The organism is Sinorhizobium sp. BG8, assembly GCF_016864555.1.
Taxonomy (GTDB): domain Bacteria; phylum Pseudomonadota; class Alphaproteobacteria; order Rhizobiales; family Rhizobiaceae; genus BG8.
In genome coordinates this window covers 74,542-94,637 of sequence record NZ_CP044011.1, presented here as the reverse complement: position 1 = coordinate 94,637, position 20,096 = coordinate 74,542, and the positions used below count along the sequence as shown (strand labels likewise).

The window sequence follows — 20,096 nt, the reverse complement described above, 5'->3', positions numbered from 1 at the left end:
TTTTGCGGCCTATTCATTGATGTCGCCGACGCTGGCCTGGATGCCAAGGATCTTGGACAAGAGCACGGCCATAATGCCTCCGCCAATATCGATTGCCTTGCTCTGAGGAGAGAGTCCCAGGTGCTGTATCTTGTCGAACGCCTTCCAGAAGCGGCCGACTGATCTGCTATAGTAATCCTTGCACTCAACGAACTCCTTACCTTCGATCAGAGCGCAATACAGTTTTACGAATTCGCTGCGCGTTATGGACATGAGCGTTCCCATGCTGCTTGAGGACTGAACAAGTTTGAGCGCCTCGTTCGAAAGCGTCCATCGATCACCCCTGCATAGATAATTCGAGCAGGGCACGTCCTTTCGATCTATGCCGCCCCGCAAATGCAGGCGGTTTTGTCCGCCAACCCTCCTTTTTGAGGAGCCAGCATTGCTGCTCTAACCCTTTTTGGCATTCTGGTGGCGTTCGAACCGTGTCAGAGCGCGGGTCAAGCGGGGAGATTATCTGCCCTCGCGCTTGCAGAAACATCAAGGGCTCGGGCTTACCTCCCACCGATCGCGGCCAATGCGCGTCTCCGCTCTTCGAGACCTGTCCCGGATTTTGCGGAGATCATGACTGCAATGTCATCGGGAGAAACACTGGACAGAAACTTTTCCGCCCCGACCTGATCGAACGGAATCTCATCCGAATAGGCGATGCTCAGCATCGTGCCTTCGCTGTATGGTGCGCCTCCGAGCACTTCGTCCACGTAAACGCCGTAGAGAATGCCTTCCGAAAAATGAAGCTGGGACGCGATCGCCGTTTGCCACGCAGTGCCTGCCACGCCTTCCACGCGCGACAGCATCGCTCGGACCACGGTTGGATCCCATGCCATCGGCCAACAAATGTAGTCGTGGAGCGGTATCCGGTCCGAGGGAGGCAGGCCGAGTAGTTGCCGGGCCACCCGATGCCAGAGAATGTGTCGAGGCAAGCCGGCGTGAACGGCATCGACGGCGCGGTAGAACCTGGTCTTCCCGTCGCGGTAGAACGTGTGCGCCGAGAAAGGGCGGATAAAGACCATATCGGAATCAACAAGAAGCACGACGTCGGCTTTGGACCGGGCAACGGCTTCGATCTTGATCAATTGTTGAACGATCCAGCCCCTGACGGGTGGGATAGGGCGGCGCAGGTTTATCCAGAGGTTGCCGGGGACGGAGCGAAAGCTTGCGGGCAGAAATTCGTCCACTTTGTGCACATCACCAATGCCGGCAAAGATTGCCCGGTCCGACTTCGGCACGATGACGCAATGGTTGGTGTGCGGAGGCGCGAACGCCTTGAGCGAGCTGTGGAGATCGCGGCACAGTTCGATGTCGGGTCTGTAGCTCGGCGTTACAACTGACAATGTCGGCACTGTACTCCCCTTCATTTGCACCTATGGAAGCAATCCCTTTCGGGGTGGAGCCTTCTCGTTGGATGGAATGTGCCCTGTCCTGCCAGGAGATCGGGAATTTCGAGCCGGTCGAGTGGACTCCGATGGGCAATCGGACGGGGCCGCGTCCAGAAACCAAATGCCGCTCCCAAGGAGGAAGACGAAAAGAACGAACGCGGCATCCCACAAGTGAACAGTCTGCCCAACCAGACACGTGCTTATGATCGTGATGAGATAGGCTGCGCGATACTCCCTGTGCCTTTCATCAAGCCCGCGCTTCAGTCCAACGGTCATCAGAGCCGCCAGGACGGTGCCGCAGATCAGCAGGAGTGCCGGCAGTCCATGGATGACCGCGGTTCCAAGCCAGAAATTGTCGATACTCTCGGCCATCCATTGTGGCCGATCCCATCTGCCGAGCCCCGTACCCAGGACAGGATGATTTGATACCGAACTCCAGCCGTATTCCCAAATCAGGTTGCGCGACCAATAGGACATCGGATCGAATGTGAGTCGCGCTATGACTATCTCGATTACCGAGCGGTGCAACGTCAGGCTCGCCACCGCGTAAGCCAACACTCCTGCAAGTGTCAAACTCCACATCGTCCGAAGGCCGATTGCATCCGCGCACCGTTTCCAGCCGAGCAGGAGGCATTGAAGTGCAATTCCAAGAAGGGGGCCGGATGAAACGGCGAGACCGGTCGCCAGCACGACGATTCCTGCCTTTGCACCTTTTTCGGCGAGTGACCTTTGGTAGCCGAGGACGAGAAAAGTGAGAATGAACGCGGTGCTGCAGACGACGCCAAAAAGGATCGGATGCTCGAATGCGCCCTGGGCCCTGAAGAGGCCGGAGCGCCAACCCATGTCAGTGTCCGGATAGGTCGGGAGCACCAGACGAAAAAGGTGTTGCGTCGCCGGGAAGCCGGTTGCTGTTTCCAGAAGTCCAAGCGGCACCATCGACGCGACGACAATGAACAACAGCTTGACCATTGTTCGAAAATCGTCGGCGTTGCGGATGAAGCAACGGGGTAGGAAATAGGCCCCAAGGGTTTCCACGAAGGATATTCCCACGGGTTGCATCGCTTGCTGCGGCCCATGCAGCAGGATGAGGGTCAGTCCTTTCCAGCTAACGAACGAAATCACCAGGAGATCGACAATCCGGATTCTCCCGGCGCGACCGGTGAGCCAGAGGCATATGCAGGGCACAACAGCGAGGCACAGAAGAAATCGATAGATCGACAGTCGCAGGGATCCAATCTCGATAATCCAAGGGATGGAAAGCGCGATCAGGAACAAGAATACAGCTACTGGCAATCGGCTCTTTTCCAGGCTGTCAGGCGGCGCGATTGGTCCAGTTACGTGCCGCACCCCAGTCCGTCCGCCTTGTCTACTACTGCGGAGGGGTCTTAGTTGCCCAGGAAGGGACAAGTCGGAGGCACCTCCGCGGCGCCTGGTCAGGCCCAATCGGCGTGTCTCGTTCATATTCGAATGCATCCCTTGTCTCGGGAAACCTCTGACGGTTGAGAGAGGAAGGTCGCAGGGATTTCAGTGCGCAGGGACATGGCTTGGAGGGTTGCCCGGCGCTTTGGGTCGCAGCATCCCGGGTCGACCGTCCGAGGGGATTGACGCACAATCTGACCAACCATTCCAATCTGCCCAGGTATGCTTCGAAAATGCCGAAGAGATCTGAGTTAAGCCCATAGCCGCCCCGGCGTGTACTGGTCCTTTCGAGGTAGGAGGGTCATCCTATTTCGACTGTCTTGTTCGGGGAAAGCTCGCGCTATGATGAACCGGACGCCGAGGGGGCGGCGTCCTCCCACCCAAGTCGAGGCCATCATGAGGGGAATAAGCCGCCGCAATCTGCTTGCTTTGGCAACGTCGCCACTCATCGCCGGTGTTGGGCGAAAGTGGGTCAGTCCGGCTTTGGCAGCGTCCGCGCGGATGGAGTTGCTGCCTGGCCCACGCTTCTTCGTGAAGGGTGTCTATCAGCAGCCGGTAGAGACGATGGCGCTCTGGAAGTCGCGCGGCGTCAACACGATCTTCACTGTCAACGGTGGAGGCGAGGTCCTGCAATGGACACAGGAAGCGCTGCGACTACACCTCAACATTGTGCGTGAGCCGCGCGGCTGGGACTACTCCGGACCGCAGAAAAGCCTGGTGCTTTCCGACCGCGACGCCTTCGAGTGGGATCTGCAGCAGCCTCTTCTCCTCGCATTTTCCCTCATCGACGAACCCTCCAACCTCAAGCCGGGAGGCCAGGGGATCACCTACGAAGGCGTGACGATGCGGCCCGATCAGGTCGACGAGATCGCCAAGCTTTGGGGAGGCAGCGGCAAGCCGCTTTGGATCAACCATATCGGCAGCCACATCAACAACATGTACCTCGATGCGATCATGGCCGACTACGCCGATAGCCCCTATATCGACTGGCTTTGCCACGACAGCTATCCCGTTGCGTCGGGGGAAGCACTGGTGACGGACCTCGACGACTATGTCTCGACGCCGCAGGGGCACGCGATCGACCGGCTGTTGCGGTGGAGCGGTGGCAGGCCGCAGTTCTCCTTTGTCGGAACGTCGCAGTTCAATGGAAGCATGGGACGCAACGCGTCCGCGGCCGAGTTCGGCGTACAGGCATGGTCATCGATCATCCATGGCGCGGTCGGGATCATCTACTTCACGTTCGCGTTCTCCCCGGCCTTTGCCTGGGATGCGACGCCGCCCGAGCTTGTCGATGCGCTCGTGAAGTTCAATTCAGAGATCGACGATATCGAGCATATCCTGATCGATGCCGAGAAAGGCGGGCGGCGTCCCTCGATCCGTCTGCAGTCCGTCCGCGAGCCGGCTCAGCTCTCGGGTTTCGACTTGCCTTATCCGTTCGAGGGCTGCTCGATTCCGACCGGCGACGGCGACTACAGGATCATCCTGAACCTGTCGGACAAGCCCGCGGACCTGACCTTTCCGTCCTGGGGCCTGTCCAAGGTCGCATTCGACGGATACCAGTGCCGGAGAGGGTACACAGTTGCCGAGATCGCGCGCGGGTAGCGTGGCTTGGTTACAGCCCCATCGCCTTCAGTTCCTGCAGCGGCGGGATCGTTTCGAACATGTGCGGGTCTAGCCTATCCCAAAGGATGCCGCAGGTCGGCTTGTGCGGATCCCGGACCTCGATCGTTCGCGTCGGGGTGAAGATCACGTCCGCCACCGTGTCGTAGACGTCGGGCGTCAGTTTCTCGTCGAGGACCTGGCAGTCGTGCACGACGGCCGCCGACGGCGTCGCGGTGCTGATCCTTCCCAGCCGGTAGAGCATGCCCCATTCCGCATCGAAGAAGCCGTGTCCCTTGCCGAAGCGCACGCCCTCGTGGTTTATCGCACCAGTGCCGGTGACCATGTAGTCGACGACCGGCATCGAGGCGATGTCCTTCAGGCTGACGGGCTGGCCCACCCGCTCCATGCCGTCGAGTGTCGAGGCATAGAGACGCAGCTCCGGCGCGATCAGGCGAGGGTCCAGAACCCAGAAGCCGCGCTTGATCGAATAGGTGGTCATCAGCACGGTCTTTCCGTCCTCCAGCGCCTGGAAGCGCAGACGATCGAGGCAGTTGTCCGGCGTGATGAAAATGAACTTGGCATCCTGGTAGAACCGATGCGCCGTCAGGCGGGCGACGGCCGCCTCTCCGCCTTCGAAATCGGCGATGAATTCCCCGAAGTCGAAGTGAAAGCGGCTGTCTGGCACGGCCACCTTGCGCAACTCGCTCCATACTCGCTCACGCACCGAGGCCTTGTGATCGACGATACTCATGGCAGCAACTCCTTGCATTAGCCGGCCGAATTCATCCCGCGGCGCGTCAGCACCAACCGCTCGATGAAGGCGACGATTTGATAGAAAAGGACGGACAGAAGAACCGACGTGACGGCGACCGCCCAGATCATGCCGTAGTCGAGATAGCCGCGGGACTGGTTGAGGAGGTTGCCGAGGCCCGTTCCGGTGGCGAGCCATTCGGCGATCATGACGCCGAGGAGCGCGCGCGGCACGGCAAGGCGCATCGCGGCGAAGAGGTATGGCAGGGAAGCCGGAATGGAGACGAGGCGCATTTGCGTCAGGGGGCTCGCGCCATAGGCCCGCGGCACGTCGAGTGCTGCCCGCGGGACCAGTGAGAGACCCTGCGCCATGGTCACGAACGCGGGAAAGAACGTGACGGAAATGGTGATCCAGAGAATGACCGAGGGTCCCCGGCCGAGGAGGAGGACCAGGAGCGGGGTCAGTGCAACAAGCGGCATGGTCTGCGTCACCAGCGCGATCGGCATGAAGCCGCGCACGATCGCGGGGCGGATCACGGAGGCGAGAGCGAGAAGGAAGGCGAAGGCGATACCGGCCGCCATGCCGACAATCGTCATTGGCAATGTCTGCGCCAGTGCGGCGACGAGCCTTTCGCGTGCGGCCGGGGAGGCTGGCAGCAGGAAGAGATAATCGACGAGGCCTGCCGGGGTCTTGGCGATCATCGGCGGCGTTCCCATGACGAGGAGGAGCAGCCACCACAGGGCGAAGGGCAGGGCGATCGAGCCCAGCTTGAGGCTGATGGAGAGCCAGCGTGGCCAGTGCCCGGAGCCGGAGTCGGGCGCGGTTGCCGGAACGGTGACGGCGCGCGTCGAGCCGGTGAAGCGGTAGGCGATCAGCGAGAAGAGGGCATAGGCGAGACCGGCCAGAAGCGTGGCGCACAGCCCGATCCCCCAGAGCCGGTCCGGCTCGGCTCGGCCGAGCGATCCGATCAGGTAGGCTCCGAGCCCGAAGCGTCCGCCCCCGCCGAATTCGGCAAGTATGGAACCCAGCACGGCGTTCGGCGCCGCGATCCTGAGGCCAGTGAGGATGGAAGGTAGGGCGGAACGGGCCTGCGCCAGGATGAGCGTCTTCCACCTGCCGCCGCCATAGGCGTGGACCAGGTCGATCATCCGCCGGTCGGTCTGGGTGATCCCGGTAACGGTCGCAGTCATGGTGACGAAATAGCAGCCGATGGCCGCAAGCGCGATCCGCGGGGTCATGCCCGAAAAGGTGAGGACCAGGATAGGCGAAATGGCGATCGGCGGGAGCGCGAAGAGCGCGATGTTGACGCCGCGTCCCAGGCGCGCGGCCGCAGGGAAGAGTGCGAACAATCCGCCCGCAGCAATGGCGACCAGGTTGCCGATCAGGAAGCCTGCGCCAGCCCCTTGCAGGGTCGCGAGAATATGCGGGGGATAGTCGGCCCGGTCGATCCAGAGGCGAGCGAGGATCTGCGACGGAGCGGGCAGGGCGCCTCCGGCGATCAGCGAGAAGCGACCGCAGATCTCCCAGAGGACCAGAAGGATGAGCCAGTTGCGGACCGTCCCCAGCCGTGCGGATTCTCGTGCCTGATCAGCGGCCATCGAGGGCCTCCGCGATCTCGTCCTCAAGGGCGTGGAACTCGGGGCTGGTGAAGATTTCCGGCCGGCGCGGGCGCGGCAACGGGATGTCGATGACGCGGGCGATGCGTCCCGGCTTGCTCTGCATGACGACGACGCGGTCGGCGAGGAAGACGGCTTCGTCGATCCCGTGCGTCACGAGCAGGGTGGTGGCGCGACTTTCCATCCAGATACGCTGCAGTTCGATGTTCATCTGGCGACGGAGGATCTGGTCGAGCGCGCCGAAGGGCTCGTCCAGGAAGAGAACCTTCGGATCGGTCACGAGCGAGCGGGCAATCGCGACGCGCTGGCGCATGCCGCCGGAGAGCTCGCCAGGAAGAGCCTTCTCGAAGCCAGTGAGGCCCACCAGCGCAATGAGATCGGCGATCTTGCCCGCGTGCGTGCGGCGCGGCCGCCCGAGCACGTCGAGCGGCAACGCGATGTTGTCTTCGACGGTGCGCCAGGGCATCAGCGCCGCATCCTGGAATGCGACGCCGGTCAGCCCGGCCCGAGCGGCTTCGCCGGGCGCCATGCCGGCGACCGTCGTGGTGCCCGCATCCGGCCGGTCGAGACCGAGAGCCAGGCGCAGCATGGTCGACTTGCCGCAGCCGGAGGGCCCGATCAACGCCGTGAAGGACCCTGCCGGGCAATCGAGAGAGACATCGGCAAGGGCCGTGACGACGGTGCCGCGTCCCGCAAAGGAACGCGACACGTGCTCGAGGCGGATGCCGGACATGTTTGCCATCAGACTTCTTCGAGAACCGTCGTATCGAAATGCTCGCGTTTGGCGACAATGCCGACAGCGGCGAGCGCCTTGATGTTCGCCTCGATCGCCTCTTCGCTCATGGAGAAGATCCCGCCGGCGGATTCGATCAGCGGCTTCTGCGCGGTGTTGAAGTAGACCTCGTTCTCGATCGAACGCCCGGTCCCCTTGAACCAGCTGTCCGCAAATGTGGGCGGATAGACGGCCGGATCCTTGAGGTTCTCCTCCCAGCCCTTCCGGCTGGCCCTCAGGAAGGCGACGATTTCCTTGCGCTTCGCCTTCAGCGTCTCTTCTGTGACGACGACGGTGTCGTTGAAGATGGTGAAGCCGAAATCATAGAGAAGGAAGGACGTTGCTTCCTCGCCTGCCTGCTTGATGGTGAAAGGGACGTTGGTCGTGAAATCGAGCGATGCGTCGATCTCGCCCTTGATGAGCGGCGTCGGATCGTAGGCATAGGGGACGATGTTCACCTGCGAGCGATCGACACCCGAGATCTTCAGCATCGCCTCGACCGAGATGACGTTGACCGGGGGAACGGCGAGCGTTTTGCCGACAAGGTCCTTCGGCTCACGGATCGGGTTCTTGGCGAGCGAGACGATACCGATCGGGTTTTTCTGATACTGGGCGCCGATGATCTTGAAGGGCGCGTTCTGCTCGACGATCGCCTTGATCGTCGTGTCGGGCGTCGTCAGCGTGAGATCCGCCTTGCCCGCGACAATCGTGCTTTCCGGGATGACGTCCGGTCCGCCGGAGAGATAGGTGAGGTCCAGCCCCTCTTCGGCGTAGTAACCCTTGTCGACGGCGACGAAATAGCCGCTGAACTCGGCATCGTTGATCCAGGAAGCCTGGAAGTTGAATGGCGTTGCTGCACGGGCGACGCGGCCCATCATCGGAAGCGTCGCGGCGGCTCCCATGAGGCCGAGAAACCGGCGTCTGTTGAAGGCGATGTTCATGTGGGTTCCCTTTCGTTCTGGTGAGAGCAATGGACTTTCAAATGCTCCAGGCGTCGTTCATGCGACCCCGCGCATGCGGGCAAGTTCCTTCAGCGGCGGAATGGCGTCGATTTCATCGGTGGTGATGCTGGACCAGCGGATGCCGCGCGGCCGGCGTCGGTTGCGCTCGACGGCGATCGTGCGGGTCGGCGTAGCGATGAAATCGACCGGTATTTCCGTCTCGCTGACGTTGAGGCGGTCCTCGACCACCTGGACGTCATGCACGACGGCCGCGATCGTCGTCGCCTCGTCGGCCAGGCCGAGGTCGGTGAACATTCCCCATTCGAGGTCGAAGAACGTGTGGCCCTTGCCGAACCGCACGCCGTCCATCGAGACGGCCGAGGCGCCCGTGGCCATGAAATCGAAGCGACCGATATGGGTGAGGTCCTCCAGCGTGACGGGCCGCCCGTAGTGCTCGATGCCGTCGAGCCACGCCGCCTGCAGTTCGGTTCCTTTCGGAACGATGCCCGGCGCGAGATAGAGAAAGCCGCGCTGGATGTTGTAGGTCGACATCACGAAAGGTGTGCCCGAGACGATCATGCGCCGCCTGAGTTCGAGCATCGAATTGTCTGGCGTCACGAAGGCGAGCGACGTGCGCGCAAAACTCGGCAGGGCCGCGAGGCGGTCGGTTGCGCTGTCTGAGCCTTCGAAATCGGGGATGAACTCGGAGAACCGCATATGGAAGCGCGTGTCCGGCCGGGCGACATCCTTGAGCCGCTCCCAGATGCGCTGACGTATGAGGCGTGGATGCGACACGTAAGAACCCGTGGTTTCACTGTTTCATAATCATGAAACAACAGTTTCATCATTGCAAGAGGGATGCTAGTGTTTTTTATGTTCGCAGCGGGGGAATCGAAGGCTCATGGCGTCACGTCTCGTTTTGCGCATCCAGGAAAGATATGCCCGGCTGACGGCGGGGGAGCAGAAGCTCGCCCAACTGATCCTCGACCGGCAGGACGACATTCTTACCCATTCGGCGACCGAGATCGCCGAAATGGCGGGTGTCTCGAAGGCAACGGCTGCCCGCTTCTTCCAGCACCTCGGCTATTCGGATTTCAACGAGGTGAAGCTGCAGGCACGGGAGGAACGGAACCGTACGGAGCCCTACGAGTACTCCGTCACCAATTCCGAGCAGGTCGCGCTCGGCCGGACCATAGGCGCGCATCTGGAACTGGAGCTGAAGAACCTTACGAAGACCTTCGAGGAGATGCGTTCGGACAAGGTGCGCGAGGCAGCGGAGCTCATCGCAGCCGCGCCGCGGGTCTGGGTGCTCGGTTTCGGATCAGAGGAGGGGTTTGCCCGCTATGCGCGGCTGCTTTTGTCGCGGCTGCGCCACAACGTGATGATCCTCGGAATAAACCAGGGGTCTTGGGCCGAGGATCTCGCAATGACGGGGCCGAAGGATGTGCTGCTCGTCATCACCCTGCCGCCGCACAACACGCTCCTGAAGCCGATCCTCTCCTATGCGGCCACCAGCCGGCTCAACGTCATCACCATTACGGATCGCGGGTCGATGCTGGAAGCGCAGCGCCATTCGCGCGTCGTCTTGCCGTGCCATGTCGCGAGCTTTGCTCTCGGCGCCTCGCATACGGCGGTCGGCAGCGCCATCCGCCTCCTGATGCTCACCTACGCGGCCCATGCCGGAAAGTCGGCGCAACAGCGCTCCGAGATCATCGCGGGAATCCACGAGGAATTGGGAGATTTCGACTGAGGCGAAGCGCTTCAGATCGTGTGATAGCGCCTGGCGAAGTAGAGCAGGGCCTCCGGCCTGTCGCCCGCGGCGATGTCGATCACCTCGCAGAAGAGGACGGTGTGCGTGCCGACCTCGGCCATGCGCTCCACCTTGCAGTCGAAGGCGACGATGGCATCGGCGAGCCTCGGCGACCCGCTTGCCGTTTCGGCCCAGTCGGCGGAGTCGAAGCGCTCGGCCATCGGCGTCTTGCCGCCGAAGAGATTGGAGAGCGTCTCGTGGCTCGGATGCAGGGTGTTGACGCAGAGCACACCGTTCTCGAGGCAGGCGGCACTCGCCGAACTGTTCCGGTTCAGGCAGACGAGAAGGGTCGGCGGGCTGTCGGTGACGCTGCAGACAGCGGTCGCGGTGAAGCCCGCCCTTCCTCCGGTCCCGTCCGTGGTGACGATGTTGACCGCTGCCGCAAGCCGGGACATCGCCTCGCGGAAGTTTTCCCGCGAGACGGCACGGGATTCATCGTTACTTGATGGATGCGTGTGTGGCTGGGTCATTGTCTCTCTCGCAGTGAACGATCGACCGGAGTTTGGTTTGTGCCCGCGCGCCGCAGGTAGGGCGGCGCGCGGAATGGGTCCTCAGAATTCCATCAGGTTATCGCGCAGGAGTTCGTGCTTGTATTCGGTCCGCGCCAGTCCGCGACGCTGGAGCGCCGGCACCAGCCCGTCGGTGATCTCGGTGATGTAGCGCCGGCTCACGCGCAGGACCGGGGTCGTGAGCAGGAAGCCGTCGCCGCCGACGTAGCTCATGACCTCGCCCATCTTGTCGGCGACCTGGTCCGGGGTTCCGATCAGCTCGACGGACGAGACCAGTCCGCCGCCGCCGTCGACCACCAGTTCGCGCAGCGTCTTGCCGCTTCCCCACTGCTGGAATTTGTCCAGCGTGCCGGACTCGCCGTTGGTCACCAGCTTCTCCGGCAGCGGCTTGTCGACATCGAACTTCGAGAAGTCGATCTCGGTGATCGCCGATATGGAAGAAAGCGTGTCGGTGATGAAGTAGTCCGAGGAGACCATGCGGTTGTACTTGTCGTAGGCCTCGGCCTCGGTCTCGCCGAGCGTCGGCGTGATGCAGAAAAGCACCTTGATCTCGTCGGGATTGCGCCCGAATTTTTCCGCGCGGGCGCGGATGTCATCCCGGAATGCCTTCATCGCGGAAACGCCGCTCGCCACCGAGATGATCGAGTCGGCATGGATGGCGGCGAAGTCGCGGCCGCGCGGCGAGGCGCCGGCCTGCACGAAGACCGGCCGACCCTGCGGCGAGGGCACGGTGTTCAGCGGTCCGCGAACCTTGAAGAACTTGCCGGCATGATCGATGGTGTGCACCTTCGTCGGGTCGGCGTAGACGCCTTTTGCCCGGTCGAGCACGACGGCATCCTTGTCCCAGCTATCGAAGAGCTTGCGCACGACATCCATGTACTCGTCAGCCATCTCGTAGCGGGTCTCGCGCAGAGGCAGAACGTCGAGGTTGAAGTTCTGCGCCGCCAGGTCTTCCGCGCTGGTGACGATGTTCCAGCCGAAGCGACCGCGGGTCAGGCTGTCGATCGTCGAGCAGAGGCGCGCCAGCAGGAAGGGCGGATAGGCCATCGTCGACATGGTGGCAACGACGCCGAGCCTGGAGGTCGCCATGCCCATGGCGGTTGCCAGCGGTGCCGGGTCCGCCTTGGGCACCATCATCGCGTTCTTCAGCGCGAAGTCACGCGAGCCGCCATAGGTCTCGGGGACCATCAGCTTGTCCTCGATCATGATGTAGTCGAAGCAGGCGCGCTCCAGGGCCTGCGCCATCTCGATGTAGAAGCGGCCGTCCCAGGGGGTACCCCCGTTGCCGAAGGGTTCGCGCCATTCGTCCGGGGTGAAATTCATGAACCATGCGAGGTGCATCGGCTTCGGCGCCATTGTGTAAGCTCCTTGTCGTTTCAGAGAGAAGAATTCCGGCTGAGCGGAGGGAAATTCGAAAGAACGTCGCCGCCCGCTTCCTCGACCGCGGATGCAGCGCCACGGGTGGCGGCGCGGACGAGTTCGAAGCGCCGGCTGTCGCGCACGATGCGAGGCTTGGCCTCGAAGTCGGAGACGACGCAGGCGCCGAACCTTTCCGGGGCCTGCGGATCGCGGCGCACCTTGTCGATCGCGATGACGCGGGTTCCGAGCTCGAAGGCCTCGGCCATGTCATGGGTGATCATTACGATCGTCATCGCGTTCTCCATCCACAGTTCGCGAATGAGCACATGCATGGATTTGCGCGTGACGGGGTCGAGTGCGCCGAAGGGTTCGTCGAGAAGCAGGACCTTCGGCTTCATGATCAGTGCCTGCGCGATGGCGAGGCGCTGCTGCATGCCGCCGGAGAGCTGCTGCGGATACTTGTCCGCCGCCTCCTTCAGCCCGACCCGTTCGAGGAGCGTCAAGGCGCGCTCGGTCACCTCCTGGCGCCGGGCGCCGAACAGCCGCCCGAGAAATCGGGACTGCTGCCATTGCGGACCGATCATGACGTTGCCGAGCACCGTCTTGTGCGGAAAGACCGAGTAGCGCTGGAACACCACGCCCCTGTCGGCGGCGGGTTCGCCAGAGATTGGCTCGCCGTCGATCAGGATCGTGCCTTTCGTCGGCACCTCCTGGCTCAGCAGAAGGCGCAGCATGGTGGTCTTCCCGACGCCGCTCGGACCGACGATCGAGAGGAACTCGTGATCGCGCAGGCTGAGGCACACGTTCTCCAGCACGATGGTGTCGTCGTATTCCTTCCAGACCTTGTCGAAGGTGATCTCCGTCATCTCAGGCCTCCTTCAGGTGCGCCCAGGGGAAGGCGAACTCGTTGAGGCGGCGCAGGCCGTAGTCGACAAGGAAGGCCAGAAGCGTGATCCAGACCACGTAGGGAAGGATGACGTCCATCGCGAGATACCGCCTGACGAGGAAGATCCGGTAGCCGAGCCCGCCCTCCGCGGTAATCGCCTCCGAGGCGATCACGAAGAGCCAGGCCGCGCCAAGCGACAGGCGCAGGGCGTTCACGAGTCCGGGAACGACTTGCGGAAGGACGACATGCAGCATCATCTGCCATGTCGATCCACCGAGCGTCTGGGCCTTGACGATCTGTTCGCGAGGCAGGCCGTCCACCCGCAGGATGACGTCCCGTGTCAGGAACGGCGCCACGCCGAAGATGATCAGCACGATCTTCGAGATCTCGCCGAGCCCGAAGATGATGAACAGGATGGGCAGTACGGCGAGTGGCGGAACCAGGGATAGTGCCGCCAGCACCGGATCGAAGGTAGCCCTCAGGTGCGGGATGAAGCCGACCGGAATGCCGATGAAAACCGCGATCAGGGCCGACAGCCCGAGCCCGACGAACAATCGCCAGAGGCTGAGATAGGTGTCCAGCCAGAAGAGGTAGTTGCCTGTTGCCTTGTCGGGCTGGACGGCGAGGCGCTCCATTGCCGCGTAGAAGGAGGAGAAGGCTGGCATGATCTTGTCCCCCGCATTGGCGGCAAGCCGGACTTCGGAGCCCATCACGTAGACCAGGAGCACAACGATGAACGGCAGGATGCCGAGCATGATCCGTTGGCGGCGGTTCGGTGGATAGTTGATGATGCGCTTCACGGAGACACCCGTTCGCTTTCGAGCGGCTCAGAGCGCGCCGTCTGCCGCGATCTTGGCGAAGGTGGCGTCCACCCTGAGCTTCACGTTGGCCGTGTCGCCGAGAATCGATCCGTCGGGCAGCGAGATACCGACGGCATCCACGCTTGCCGCGCCCTGGCCGAAGAGGCCACGGTCGAAGCTGAACTTGCGGATGTAGTCCCAGGACTGCTTGGTCTTCGCGTCGGTCAGGAATGCATAGGCATCGGCCGGGGTGTAGAAGAAGTAGGTCGTGTCCACCTGGGACTTCAGCCCTGCCTCGTCGGTGCCCATGGCGCTGGCCATCAGCTCGTTGACCGGCTTTGCCGCATCGCCGCCCTGCTTCAGGATGCCGAGCGCTTCATACCAGGCACCGGTCAGCGCCTTGCCGAAGTCCGGGTTGTCCTTCAGCGTTTCAGTATGCCCGATGAAGGCATCCATGATCTCGCCGGGGATCTTGGAGCTGTCGAACAGCACCTTGCTTGCATCGTTCGAATCGAGCATGTCGGCCGTCATCGGCTTCCACGAGACGGCGTGTTCGATCTCGGCGTTCGAGATGTAGGCGGCTGCGATATCGGCATCGGAAATGTTGACGGTCTTGACCTCGCCAAGTCCGGTCAGGCCGTTGGTGACGAGCGCGCGGTCGAGGAGGTAGTGCGACACGCTGAATTCGAGGAGGTAGACGTCCTTGCCCTTCAGGTCGGCGACGGAGCTCGCAGTCTTCGACAGGAGCTGGTCGTTGCCGTTCGAATAGTCGGTGATGAGGAAGAGCGTGGTGTCGACGCCGCCGGCCGCGGGCATCGTCAGGCCGTCCATCCCGGCTACGCCGACGGCGTCGAAATCGCCCGCGATGAACTGGTTGATGCTGCCGACATAGTCATTGACGACGACCATCTCGATTTCGATGCCGTACTTGTCGGCCCATTTCTTCAGGATGCCGGACTGCGCGAGGTAGGACATCGGCATGAAACCGACGTAGATCGAATAGCCGACCTTGAACGACTTCTTCTGCGCGGCGACTGCATCGCGGGTGGTTCCCCCGACGACTCCCGCCAGCAGGAGAATAGACATCAGAATGGTACCCAAAAGCCTTCTCATCACGTATCTCCGCTGCTTGATTGTCTGGTTTGTTCCCACTATTAAGCGAGCGTTCAATAGACTCCGCAAGCGGAAAAATGACGAACCTCAAAAGAAAATGAAATGAAATCAAAAATTTAGCATATGGCCGAAACTTTGGGCAGGAATTCCGGAAAGATGCCTATTATCGTGACACGAAAATCATTTGCCGCTCGCGAAAGACTGTGCGTCAGGGAAGAAATGACCGGCTGAAGAGGAAGAGACCCTGCCCGCATCAGCTGCCGAGGAGTATGGAAAAGACATGAATGCCAAACCACAGCGCCAGCGACTCGATCCTGCGAAGAGGGCGGAACTCATCCTGGATGCGGCGCTTGGCCTCTTTGGCACGTCCCACTACAGCATCGTCACGGTGCGCGAGATCGCGGTCGCCTGCGGGGTCAATGTTGGGCTGATCTACCATTACTTCGAGAACAAGGATCACCTGTTCCGCAGCGTTCTCGCTCACTCGATCAACCAGATCATGGCCGGCTACGCGGCGTCGTGCGGCAGTCTGCGCGATGATCCGCTCGGCGAAATCGGCGCCTGGCTCGACATCCAGGCCACCATCGCACCGACGGTGACGCGCATGGTGAAGATCATGGCCGACTACGCCGCCCTCGACAGGCGTGATCCGGAGGTGGACAGTCTGGTGGCGCAATTCTACGAGCACGAGCGCGTTCTAATCGAGGAGACGCTCGTCCGCGGCATCGAGGACAAGACCTACCGGCACGTGGACGTCGCCAAGATGTCAAGAATGATCGGCGTCTATCTCGACGGCATCTTCCATGCCGCCGAAAGCCGCGGCGAAAACCGGATCGCCGAGGATATCAAGGAACTGAGGGAGCTGGTGCTCAACCTGCTGACGGCGCCGCAGCGGGCTCTCGGCTAGATTGCATTGCGGCTGTCCCGTTTCGGGCGCTGGCGCGTCTTGCGCGTCAAGCGAGGCGCGGGTCCTGCGTTGCCTCCGGGCTCTTGCACCCGGAGGCAGATGGCGATCGCCTCAGGCGGTCGGCTGCTTGGTCTTGCGCAGATAGGGCAGGACGGTGTCGAACGAGCCGAAGCGCTTTACAGCGTCTTCATTCGAAACCGCGGCAGTGATGATCACGTCCTCTCCCTGCTTCCAGTTCGCAGGTGTCGCGACCTGATGCTTTGCCGTCAGCTGGATCGAATCGATGGCGCGCAGGATCTCGTCGAAGTTGCGACCCGTCGTCATCGGGTATGTGAGGATCAGCTTGATCTTCTTGTCCGGGCCGATGACGTAGACCGAGCGTACCGTGGCGTTGTCCGCCGGCGTCCGGCCTTCCGACGTGTCGCCGGCGCCATCCGGAAGCATGTCGTACAGTTTCGCGACCTTCAGGTCCCGGTCACCGATCAGCGGGTATTCGACGTCGAAACCCGTTGCGACCTTGATGTCGTTCTTCCACTTGCCGTGGCTCTCTACCGGATCGACCGAGATGCCGATGATCTTGACGCCGCGCTTGCGGAATTCTCCTTCCAGTCCGGCCATCGTGCCGAGCTCGGTGGTGCAGACCGGCGTGAAGTTCTTGGGGTGCGAAAAGAGCACTGCCCAGTTGTCGCCGATCCACTCGTGGAAGGTTACAGAACCCTGCGTGGTGTCGGCTGTGAAGTCGGGAGCGGTCTCGTTGATGCGAAGGCTCATTGTCGTTCCTTTCGGGGTGAATGGAGAGATGCGCAAGGATACCAAAGCTGTGTGGCAATTCGAGAAGAAAACCCATCATGTGCCGGCGCCGAGCGAACGCGATTAACATAATTTCCCGTTATGGAGGAAAAATTTTGTCCAACTCGCCTCGAAGGCAAGCCGGGCATTTCCCTTCGCATTCCACTAGTCCGGGGTGCCTCTCGCAAAAGTGGAAATTGGTTTAGGCACAAAGACTTGCGAAAAAATCAAAATCCACGGCGCGAGCTAGCCCAAACCGCCGGGAATCCGCACTGGCGTGGCCGTTCACGAAACGGCTACGGGCTTCGATCGCAACCGGCTGGCGGTCGCCGGATCGGCCCTGCGGCAAAGCTGCGGCGGCAGTCCCCTCATGATGAGTTCGGCATCCGCAACGCTCATCGCGCCGAGTTCGTAGAAGGCGTCCCGCGTGCCCCCGGTCCGGTGCGCGGAGAGAAGCAGACCCGGGATCTGCCGCACCGGGTCGTCGGCTGCGACAGGCTCCTCCGGGAACACGTCGGTGGCGGCGCGGATATGTCCCGACCTTACCGCGTCAAGCATCGCCGGAAAGTCCACGACCGCCGCCCGGCTCATCAGCAGGAAGGCCGAGCCAGGCTGCATCAGTGCGAATTCGCGCCTGCCGATAAAGCCCTCGTTCTCGCTGGTGACGCTTGCGAAGACGAAGACGACCCGGCTCTCGGCCAGCGTCTCCTCGAGCGTCGCCGGCCTGCAATCGAGGCGCTCGATGATCTCCTTCGGCAGCCATGGATCGTAGACGCGGACCTCGTTCCTGAACGGACGGATGAGCTCGCGGAGCTGTCTGCCGAGATCGCCGAAGCCGATGATCCCGACGTTTGCGCCCGCGAAGCGAAACGTATCCCTGTTGGCCGCGAGGCCATACTCCTCCGTTCCGGCGCGAAAATCCCTGTCGGCCACGGTGATGCCGCGTGCGAGATCGAGCGCCATGGCAAGGGATGCCTCGGCGACCGGCGAGGCGAAGGCGGAAGCGGGCGTGATGACCCAGATGCCGCGCTCGACGCAGGCCTGGTAGTCGATGTTCGGCAGGAAATTCGACTCGACGTTGATGATCGCCTTGAGCTTCGTCGCGCGGTCCAGCCTTTCCTTCGGCATCGCCGTCTGGCCGAAGATCAGGACGGTGTCGGGCAGGATTTCATCGACCAGTTCGTCGGGCATCTGGCGATCCTCGGACACGACGACCTCGCCGAGCTTCTCGAGACGGGATCGGACCTCCGGCGTCATGATCAGTTCGAGCGTCCGCGGCAGCGGATCGACCAGCACGATATTGCGGCTCATGATACCTCCCTTTGCTGATGCGAGAGTTCACCGCGAAGGGGCTTTCCGCAAGAGGAATCGTTCGGGCGGGCGTTTACAATCGCATCCCTCATGCGCAAACTGCCCGCGGAGGAACGGAAGGCGGCGTGCTGGGAGGTGCGTCGTGGCTTTTCATGTTTTCGCATTCCGAGCACATACGCGAGATCGAGAGCGTGGCGCTGGGCCGTTCGACGGGGCGCGACGATACCGTCGTGCGATCCTGGCTGCGGTGCCTGGAGCAACATCGGCTCGACCCGACCCAGGCCTGCGAGGCCTTCATCGTTCCCGAAACGCAGCTGAAGGAGCATCGCCAGCAGTCCGAGGAACTGGTCGCCATTGCCCGTTCGGGGCTGGAACAGCTCTTCCGGCAGGTGGCGGGGCAGAACTACGTGCTCCTGCTCTCGGACGCCAAGGGCGTCACCGTCGAATTCCTGGGCGATCCGCTTTTCGACAACAACCTCAGGAAGGCCGGTCTCTATCTCGGTTCGGAATGGTCGGAAGGACGGGCCGGCACCTGCGCGGTGGGTGCCTGCATCGAGGCGGGCGAGGCGCTGACGATCCACCAGACCGATCATTTCGACAACACGCACACGCCGCTTTCGTGTACGGCCGCGCCGATCTACGACACGGGCGGGCGCCTCTCGGCGGTGCTGGACATATCGCTCTTGAGCTCGCCCATCCTGAAGGCCAGCCAGAACCTGGCGCTCCACCTCGTCACTGCGACCGCAAGGCGGATCGAGCTCGCCAACCTCATGGCCCAGACCCGCAACGAGTGGGTCTTGAGGTTCGCCCGGTCGCCGGAATTTCTCGATGTCGATCCTGAAGCGGCGGTCTCGATCGACGGCATGGGGCGGGTGATCGGCATGACGCATGGCGGCGCGCGGATTCTCGCGCGGGCGGTCGGCGGCGACTGGCGCGATACCCGCAAGCTGATCGGCCAGCCGGTCTCACGGTTCCTCGACCTGGACATAGACGGGCTCCCGGATCTCACGCGCCGCCGCCCGACGCAGGATCGCCTCGTCTTCGCCCGCGATGGCAACGCGCTGTTCGCCCATGCAATCGAGCCGCATGTCCGCGCGCGCAGCGCGCCGATGACGCGCGAACAGATCCCGCCCCCCTTGCGACGGATCGGCGGAGAGGCCCCCGAGATCGTCGCGCTTCAGGCGAGGGCCGCGAAACTCGCGCGCACGCGATTGCCGGTTCTCATCCAGGGCGAGACCGGCACGGGCAAGGAGCATCTTGCGCTCGCCATCCACGAGGGTAGTGGTCTCAAGGGGCGGTTCGTGGCCATCAACTGCGCGGCGATCCCCGAGCAGCTCATCGAAAGCGAACTGTTCGGCTATGTCCCCGGCGCCTTCACGGGCGCCGCGCCGAAGGGCCGAAAGGGCCTGGTCGAGGAGGCCGACGGCGGGACCCTGTTCCTGGACGAGATCGGGGACATGCCGCTCGGGCTGCAGAGCCGCCTGCTGAGGGTGCTCGCCGAACACGAAGTGCTGCCGGTGGGCGGCACGGAGCCGCGTCCCGTCCGCATCCGCATCGTCTCTGCCTCCCACCGCCCCTTGCAGGCGCTTGTGCGCGAGGGGCGGTTCCGGGAGGATCTCTATTACAGGCTAAACGCTGCGACACTGTCGCTGCCCCCGCTTCGCGAGAGGCCCGATTTCGACTGGGTTCTCGCGCAGATTCTCGAAAGATACCGTGACGGCGACCGCCGGCTGAACATTTCGCAGGCGTCGCTCGCCGCGCTCAAGGCCCATGACTGGCCGGGCAACATCCGCGAACTGGACAATGCCGTCGCCGTGGCGGCGGCGCTCTGCGAGGACGGCGTGGTGGAGCCCGAGGACCTGCCGGAAGCCATCGCCGCGTCCGGTATCGGAGGCAGCGGGCGAGGTCCGGCAGCGCGGCTCGAAGCCCTGCTCAAATCCTGCGACTGGAATGTCTCGGAAGCAGCTCGGCGCATGGGTTGCGATCGTTCGACAATCCACCGTCAGGTCAAACGCTACGGTCTCATCCAGCGCCACTGAGGATCGTTGCCCGGTCTCTGCCCTTTGGAATTTTTCACGGATGCTCCGTCCGTC

19 protein-coding genes are annotated in these 20,096 nt (G+C 62.5%); 4 read left to right on the top strand and 15 right to left on the bottom strand.

From position 1 onward, the window contains the following. Window positions 1–9: 9 nt before the first annotated feature. The 3 genes from F3Y30_RS00445 to F3Y30_RS00435 form a co-directional block, all read right to left on the bottom strand. Window positions 10–252 carry a hypothetical protein gene (locus F3Y30_RS00445; protein WP_203424649.1) on the bottom strand — a complete coding sequence of 81 codons (243 nt, stop codon included), beginning with the start codon at window positions 250–252 and terminating at the stop codon, window positions 10–12. Window positions 253–533: 281 nt separating this feature from the next. Continuing rightward, the gene (locus tag F3Y30_RS00440; protein ID WP_203424648.1) at window positions 534–1,382 is read right to left on the bottom strand and encodes a DUF6492 family protein; all 849 of its coding nucleotides are present in this window, start codon (window positions 1,380–1,382) and stop codon (window positions 534–536) included. A 21-nt stretch (window positions 1,383–1,403) separates the two neighbouring features. Further along, on the bottom strand, window positions 1,404–2,693 hold the full coding sequence (locus F3Y30_RS00435; RefSeq protein WP_203424647.1) for an O-antigen ligase family protein: 1,290 nt from the start codon (window positions 2,691–2,693) through the stop codon (window positions 1,404–1,406). Between the two features lie 540 nt (window positions 2,694–3,233). On the opposite strand from F3Y30_RS00435, the gene F3Y30_RS00430 reads away from it, so the two are divergent. Beyond that, window positions 3,234–4,439, top strand: a complete 1,206-nt coding sequence (locus F3Y30_RS00430) for a hypothetical protein (RefSeq protein ID WP_203424646.1) — start codon at window positions 3,234–3,236, stop codon at window positions 4,437–4,439. Between the two features lie 10 nt (window positions 4,440–4,449). On the opposite strand, the gene F3Y30_RS00425 is transcribed toward F3Y30_RS00430, so the two are convergent. Genes F3Y30_RS00425 through F3Y30_RS00405 form a run of 5 tightly spaced genes read right to left on the bottom strand, consistent with a single transcriptional unit; the run spans window position 4,450 to window position 9,314 of the window. After that, window positions 4,450–5,190: a 5-formyltetrahydrofolate cyclo-ligase gene (locus tag F3Y30_RS00425; protein ID WP_203424645.1), complete on the bottom strand. Its 741-nt coding sequence runs from the start codon at window positions 5,188–5,190 to the stop codon at window positions 4,450–4,452. Between the two features lie 17 nt (window positions 5,191–5,207). Then, on the bottom strand, window positions 5,208–6,788 hold the full coding sequence (locus F3Y30_RS00420; protein WP_203424644.1) for an ABC transporter permease subunit: 1,581 nt from the start codon (window positions 6,786–6,788) through the stop codon (window positions 5,208–5,210). Next, the gene (locus tag F3Y30_RS00415; protein WP_203424643.1) at window positions 6,778–7,548 is read right to left on the bottom strand and encodes an ABC transporter ATP-binding protein; all 771 of its coding nucleotides are present in this window, start codon (window positions 7,546–7,548) and stop codon (window positions 6,778–6,780) included. The genes F3Y30_RS00420 and F3Y30_RS00415 overlap by 11 nt, the downstream gene beginning before the upstream one ends. Further along, a complete protein-coding gene (locus F3Y30_RS00410) occupies window positions 7,548–8,519 on the bottom strand; it encodes an ABC transporter substrate-binding protein (RefSeq protein WP_203424642.1) in 972 nt (323 codons plus the stop codon). Before F3Y30_RS00410 ends, F3Y30_RS00415 begins: the two co-directional genes overlap by 1 nt. 57 nt (window positions 8,520–8,576) lie before the next feature. Continuing rightward, complete coding sequence (locus tag F3Y30_RS00405) at window positions 8,577–9,314, bottom strand: 5-formyltetrahydrofolate cyclo-ligase (protein WP_203424641.1); 738 nt, start codon at window positions 9,312–9,314, stop codon at window positions 8,577–8,579. Window positions 9,315–9,420: 106 nt separating this feature from the next. Here F3Y30_RS00405 and F3Y30_RS00400 point away from each other — a divergent pair, with 106 nt between their 5' ends. Next, window positions 9,421–10,269, top strand: coding sequence for a MurR/RpiR family transcriptional regulator (locus F3Y30_RS00400; protein ID WP_203424640.1), 849 nt, complete (start codon window positions 9,421–9,423; stop codon window positions 10,267–10,269). Window positions 10,270–10,280: 11 nt separating this feature from the next. Here the strand turns inward: F3Y30_RS00400 and F3Y30_RS00395 are convergent, their stop codons facing one another. The 5 genes from F3Y30_RS00395 to F3Y30_RS00375 all read right to left on the bottom strand — a co-directional run bounded on the left by F3Y30_RS00395 (window position 10,281) and on the right by F3Y30_RS00375 (window position 14,996). After that, complete coding sequence (locus F3Y30_RS00395) at window positions 10,281–10,799, bottom strand: flavin reductase (protein WP_203424639.1); 519 nt, start codon at window positions 10,797–10,799, stop codon at window positions 10,281–10,283. 81 nt (window positions 10,800–10,880) lie between these two features. Then, window positions 10,881–12,194, bottom strand: a complete 1,314-nt coding sequence (locus tag F3Y30_RS00390) for an NtaA/DmoA family FMN-dependent monooxygenase (protein ID WP_203424638.1) — start codon at window positions 12,192–12,194, stop codon at window positions 10,881–10,883. A gap of 20 nt (window positions 12,195–12,214) precedes the next feature. Continuing rightward, the gene (locus tag F3Y30_RS00385) at window positions 12,215–13,063 is read right to left on the bottom strand and encodes an ABC transporter ATP-binding protein (RefSeq protein WP_203424637.1); all 849 of its coding nucleotides are present in this window, start codon (window positions 13,061–13,063) and stop codon (window positions 12,215–12,217) included. Between the two features lies 1 nt (window position 13,064). Next, window positions 13,065–13,883 (bottom strand): ABC transporter permease, encoded by an 819-nt coding sequence (locus F3Y30_RS00380; RefSeq protein WP_203424636.1) that lies wholly within the window; start codon window positions 13,881–13,883, stop codon window positions 13,065–13,067. 27 nt (window positions 13,884–13,910) lie between these two features. Then, complete coding sequence (locus F3Y30_RS00375; protein WP_203424635.1) at window positions 13,911–14,996, bottom strand: putative urea ABC transporter substrate-binding protein; 1,086 nt, start codon at window positions 14,994–14,996, stop codon at window positions 13,911–13,913. Window positions 14,997–15,276: 280 nt separating this feature from the next. Here F3Y30_RS00375 and F3Y30_RS00370 point away from each other — a divergent pair, with 280 nt between their 5' ends. Further along, on the top strand, window positions 15,277–15,903 hold the full coding sequence (locus F3Y30_RS00370) for a TetR/AcrR family transcriptional regulator (protein ID WP_203424634.1): 627 nt from the start codon (window positions 15,277–15,279) through the stop codon (window positions 15,901–15,903). A gap of 111 nt (window positions 15,904–16,014) precedes the next feature. Here the strand turns inward: F3Y30_RS00370 and F3Y30_RS00365 are convergent, their stop codons facing one another. Beyond that, window positions 16,015–16,674: a peroxiredoxin gene (locus F3Y30_RS00365; protein WP_203424633.1), complete on the bottom strand. Its 660-nt coding sequence runs from the start codon at window positions 16,672–16,674 to the stop codon at window positions 16,015–16,017. Window positions 16,675–16,977: 303 nt separating this feature from the next. Further along, window positions 16,978–18,003, bottom strand: coding sequence for a hydroxyacid dehydrogenase (locus tag F3Y30_RS00360; RefSeq protein WP_203424632.1), 1,026 nt, complete (start codon window positions 18,001–18,003; stop codon window positions 16,978–16,980). A gap of 152 nt (window positions 18,004–18,155) precedes the next feature. Here F3Y30_RS00360 and F3Y30_RS00355 point away from each other — a divergent pair, with 152 nt between their 5' ends. After that, a complete protein-coding gene (locus F3Y30_RS00355) occupies window positions 18,156–20,042 on the top strand; it encodes a sigma-54-dependent Fis family transcriptional regulator (RefSeq protein WP_203424631.1) in 1,887 nt (628 codons plus the stop codon). Window positions 20,043–20,096 lie beyond the last annotated feature (54 nt).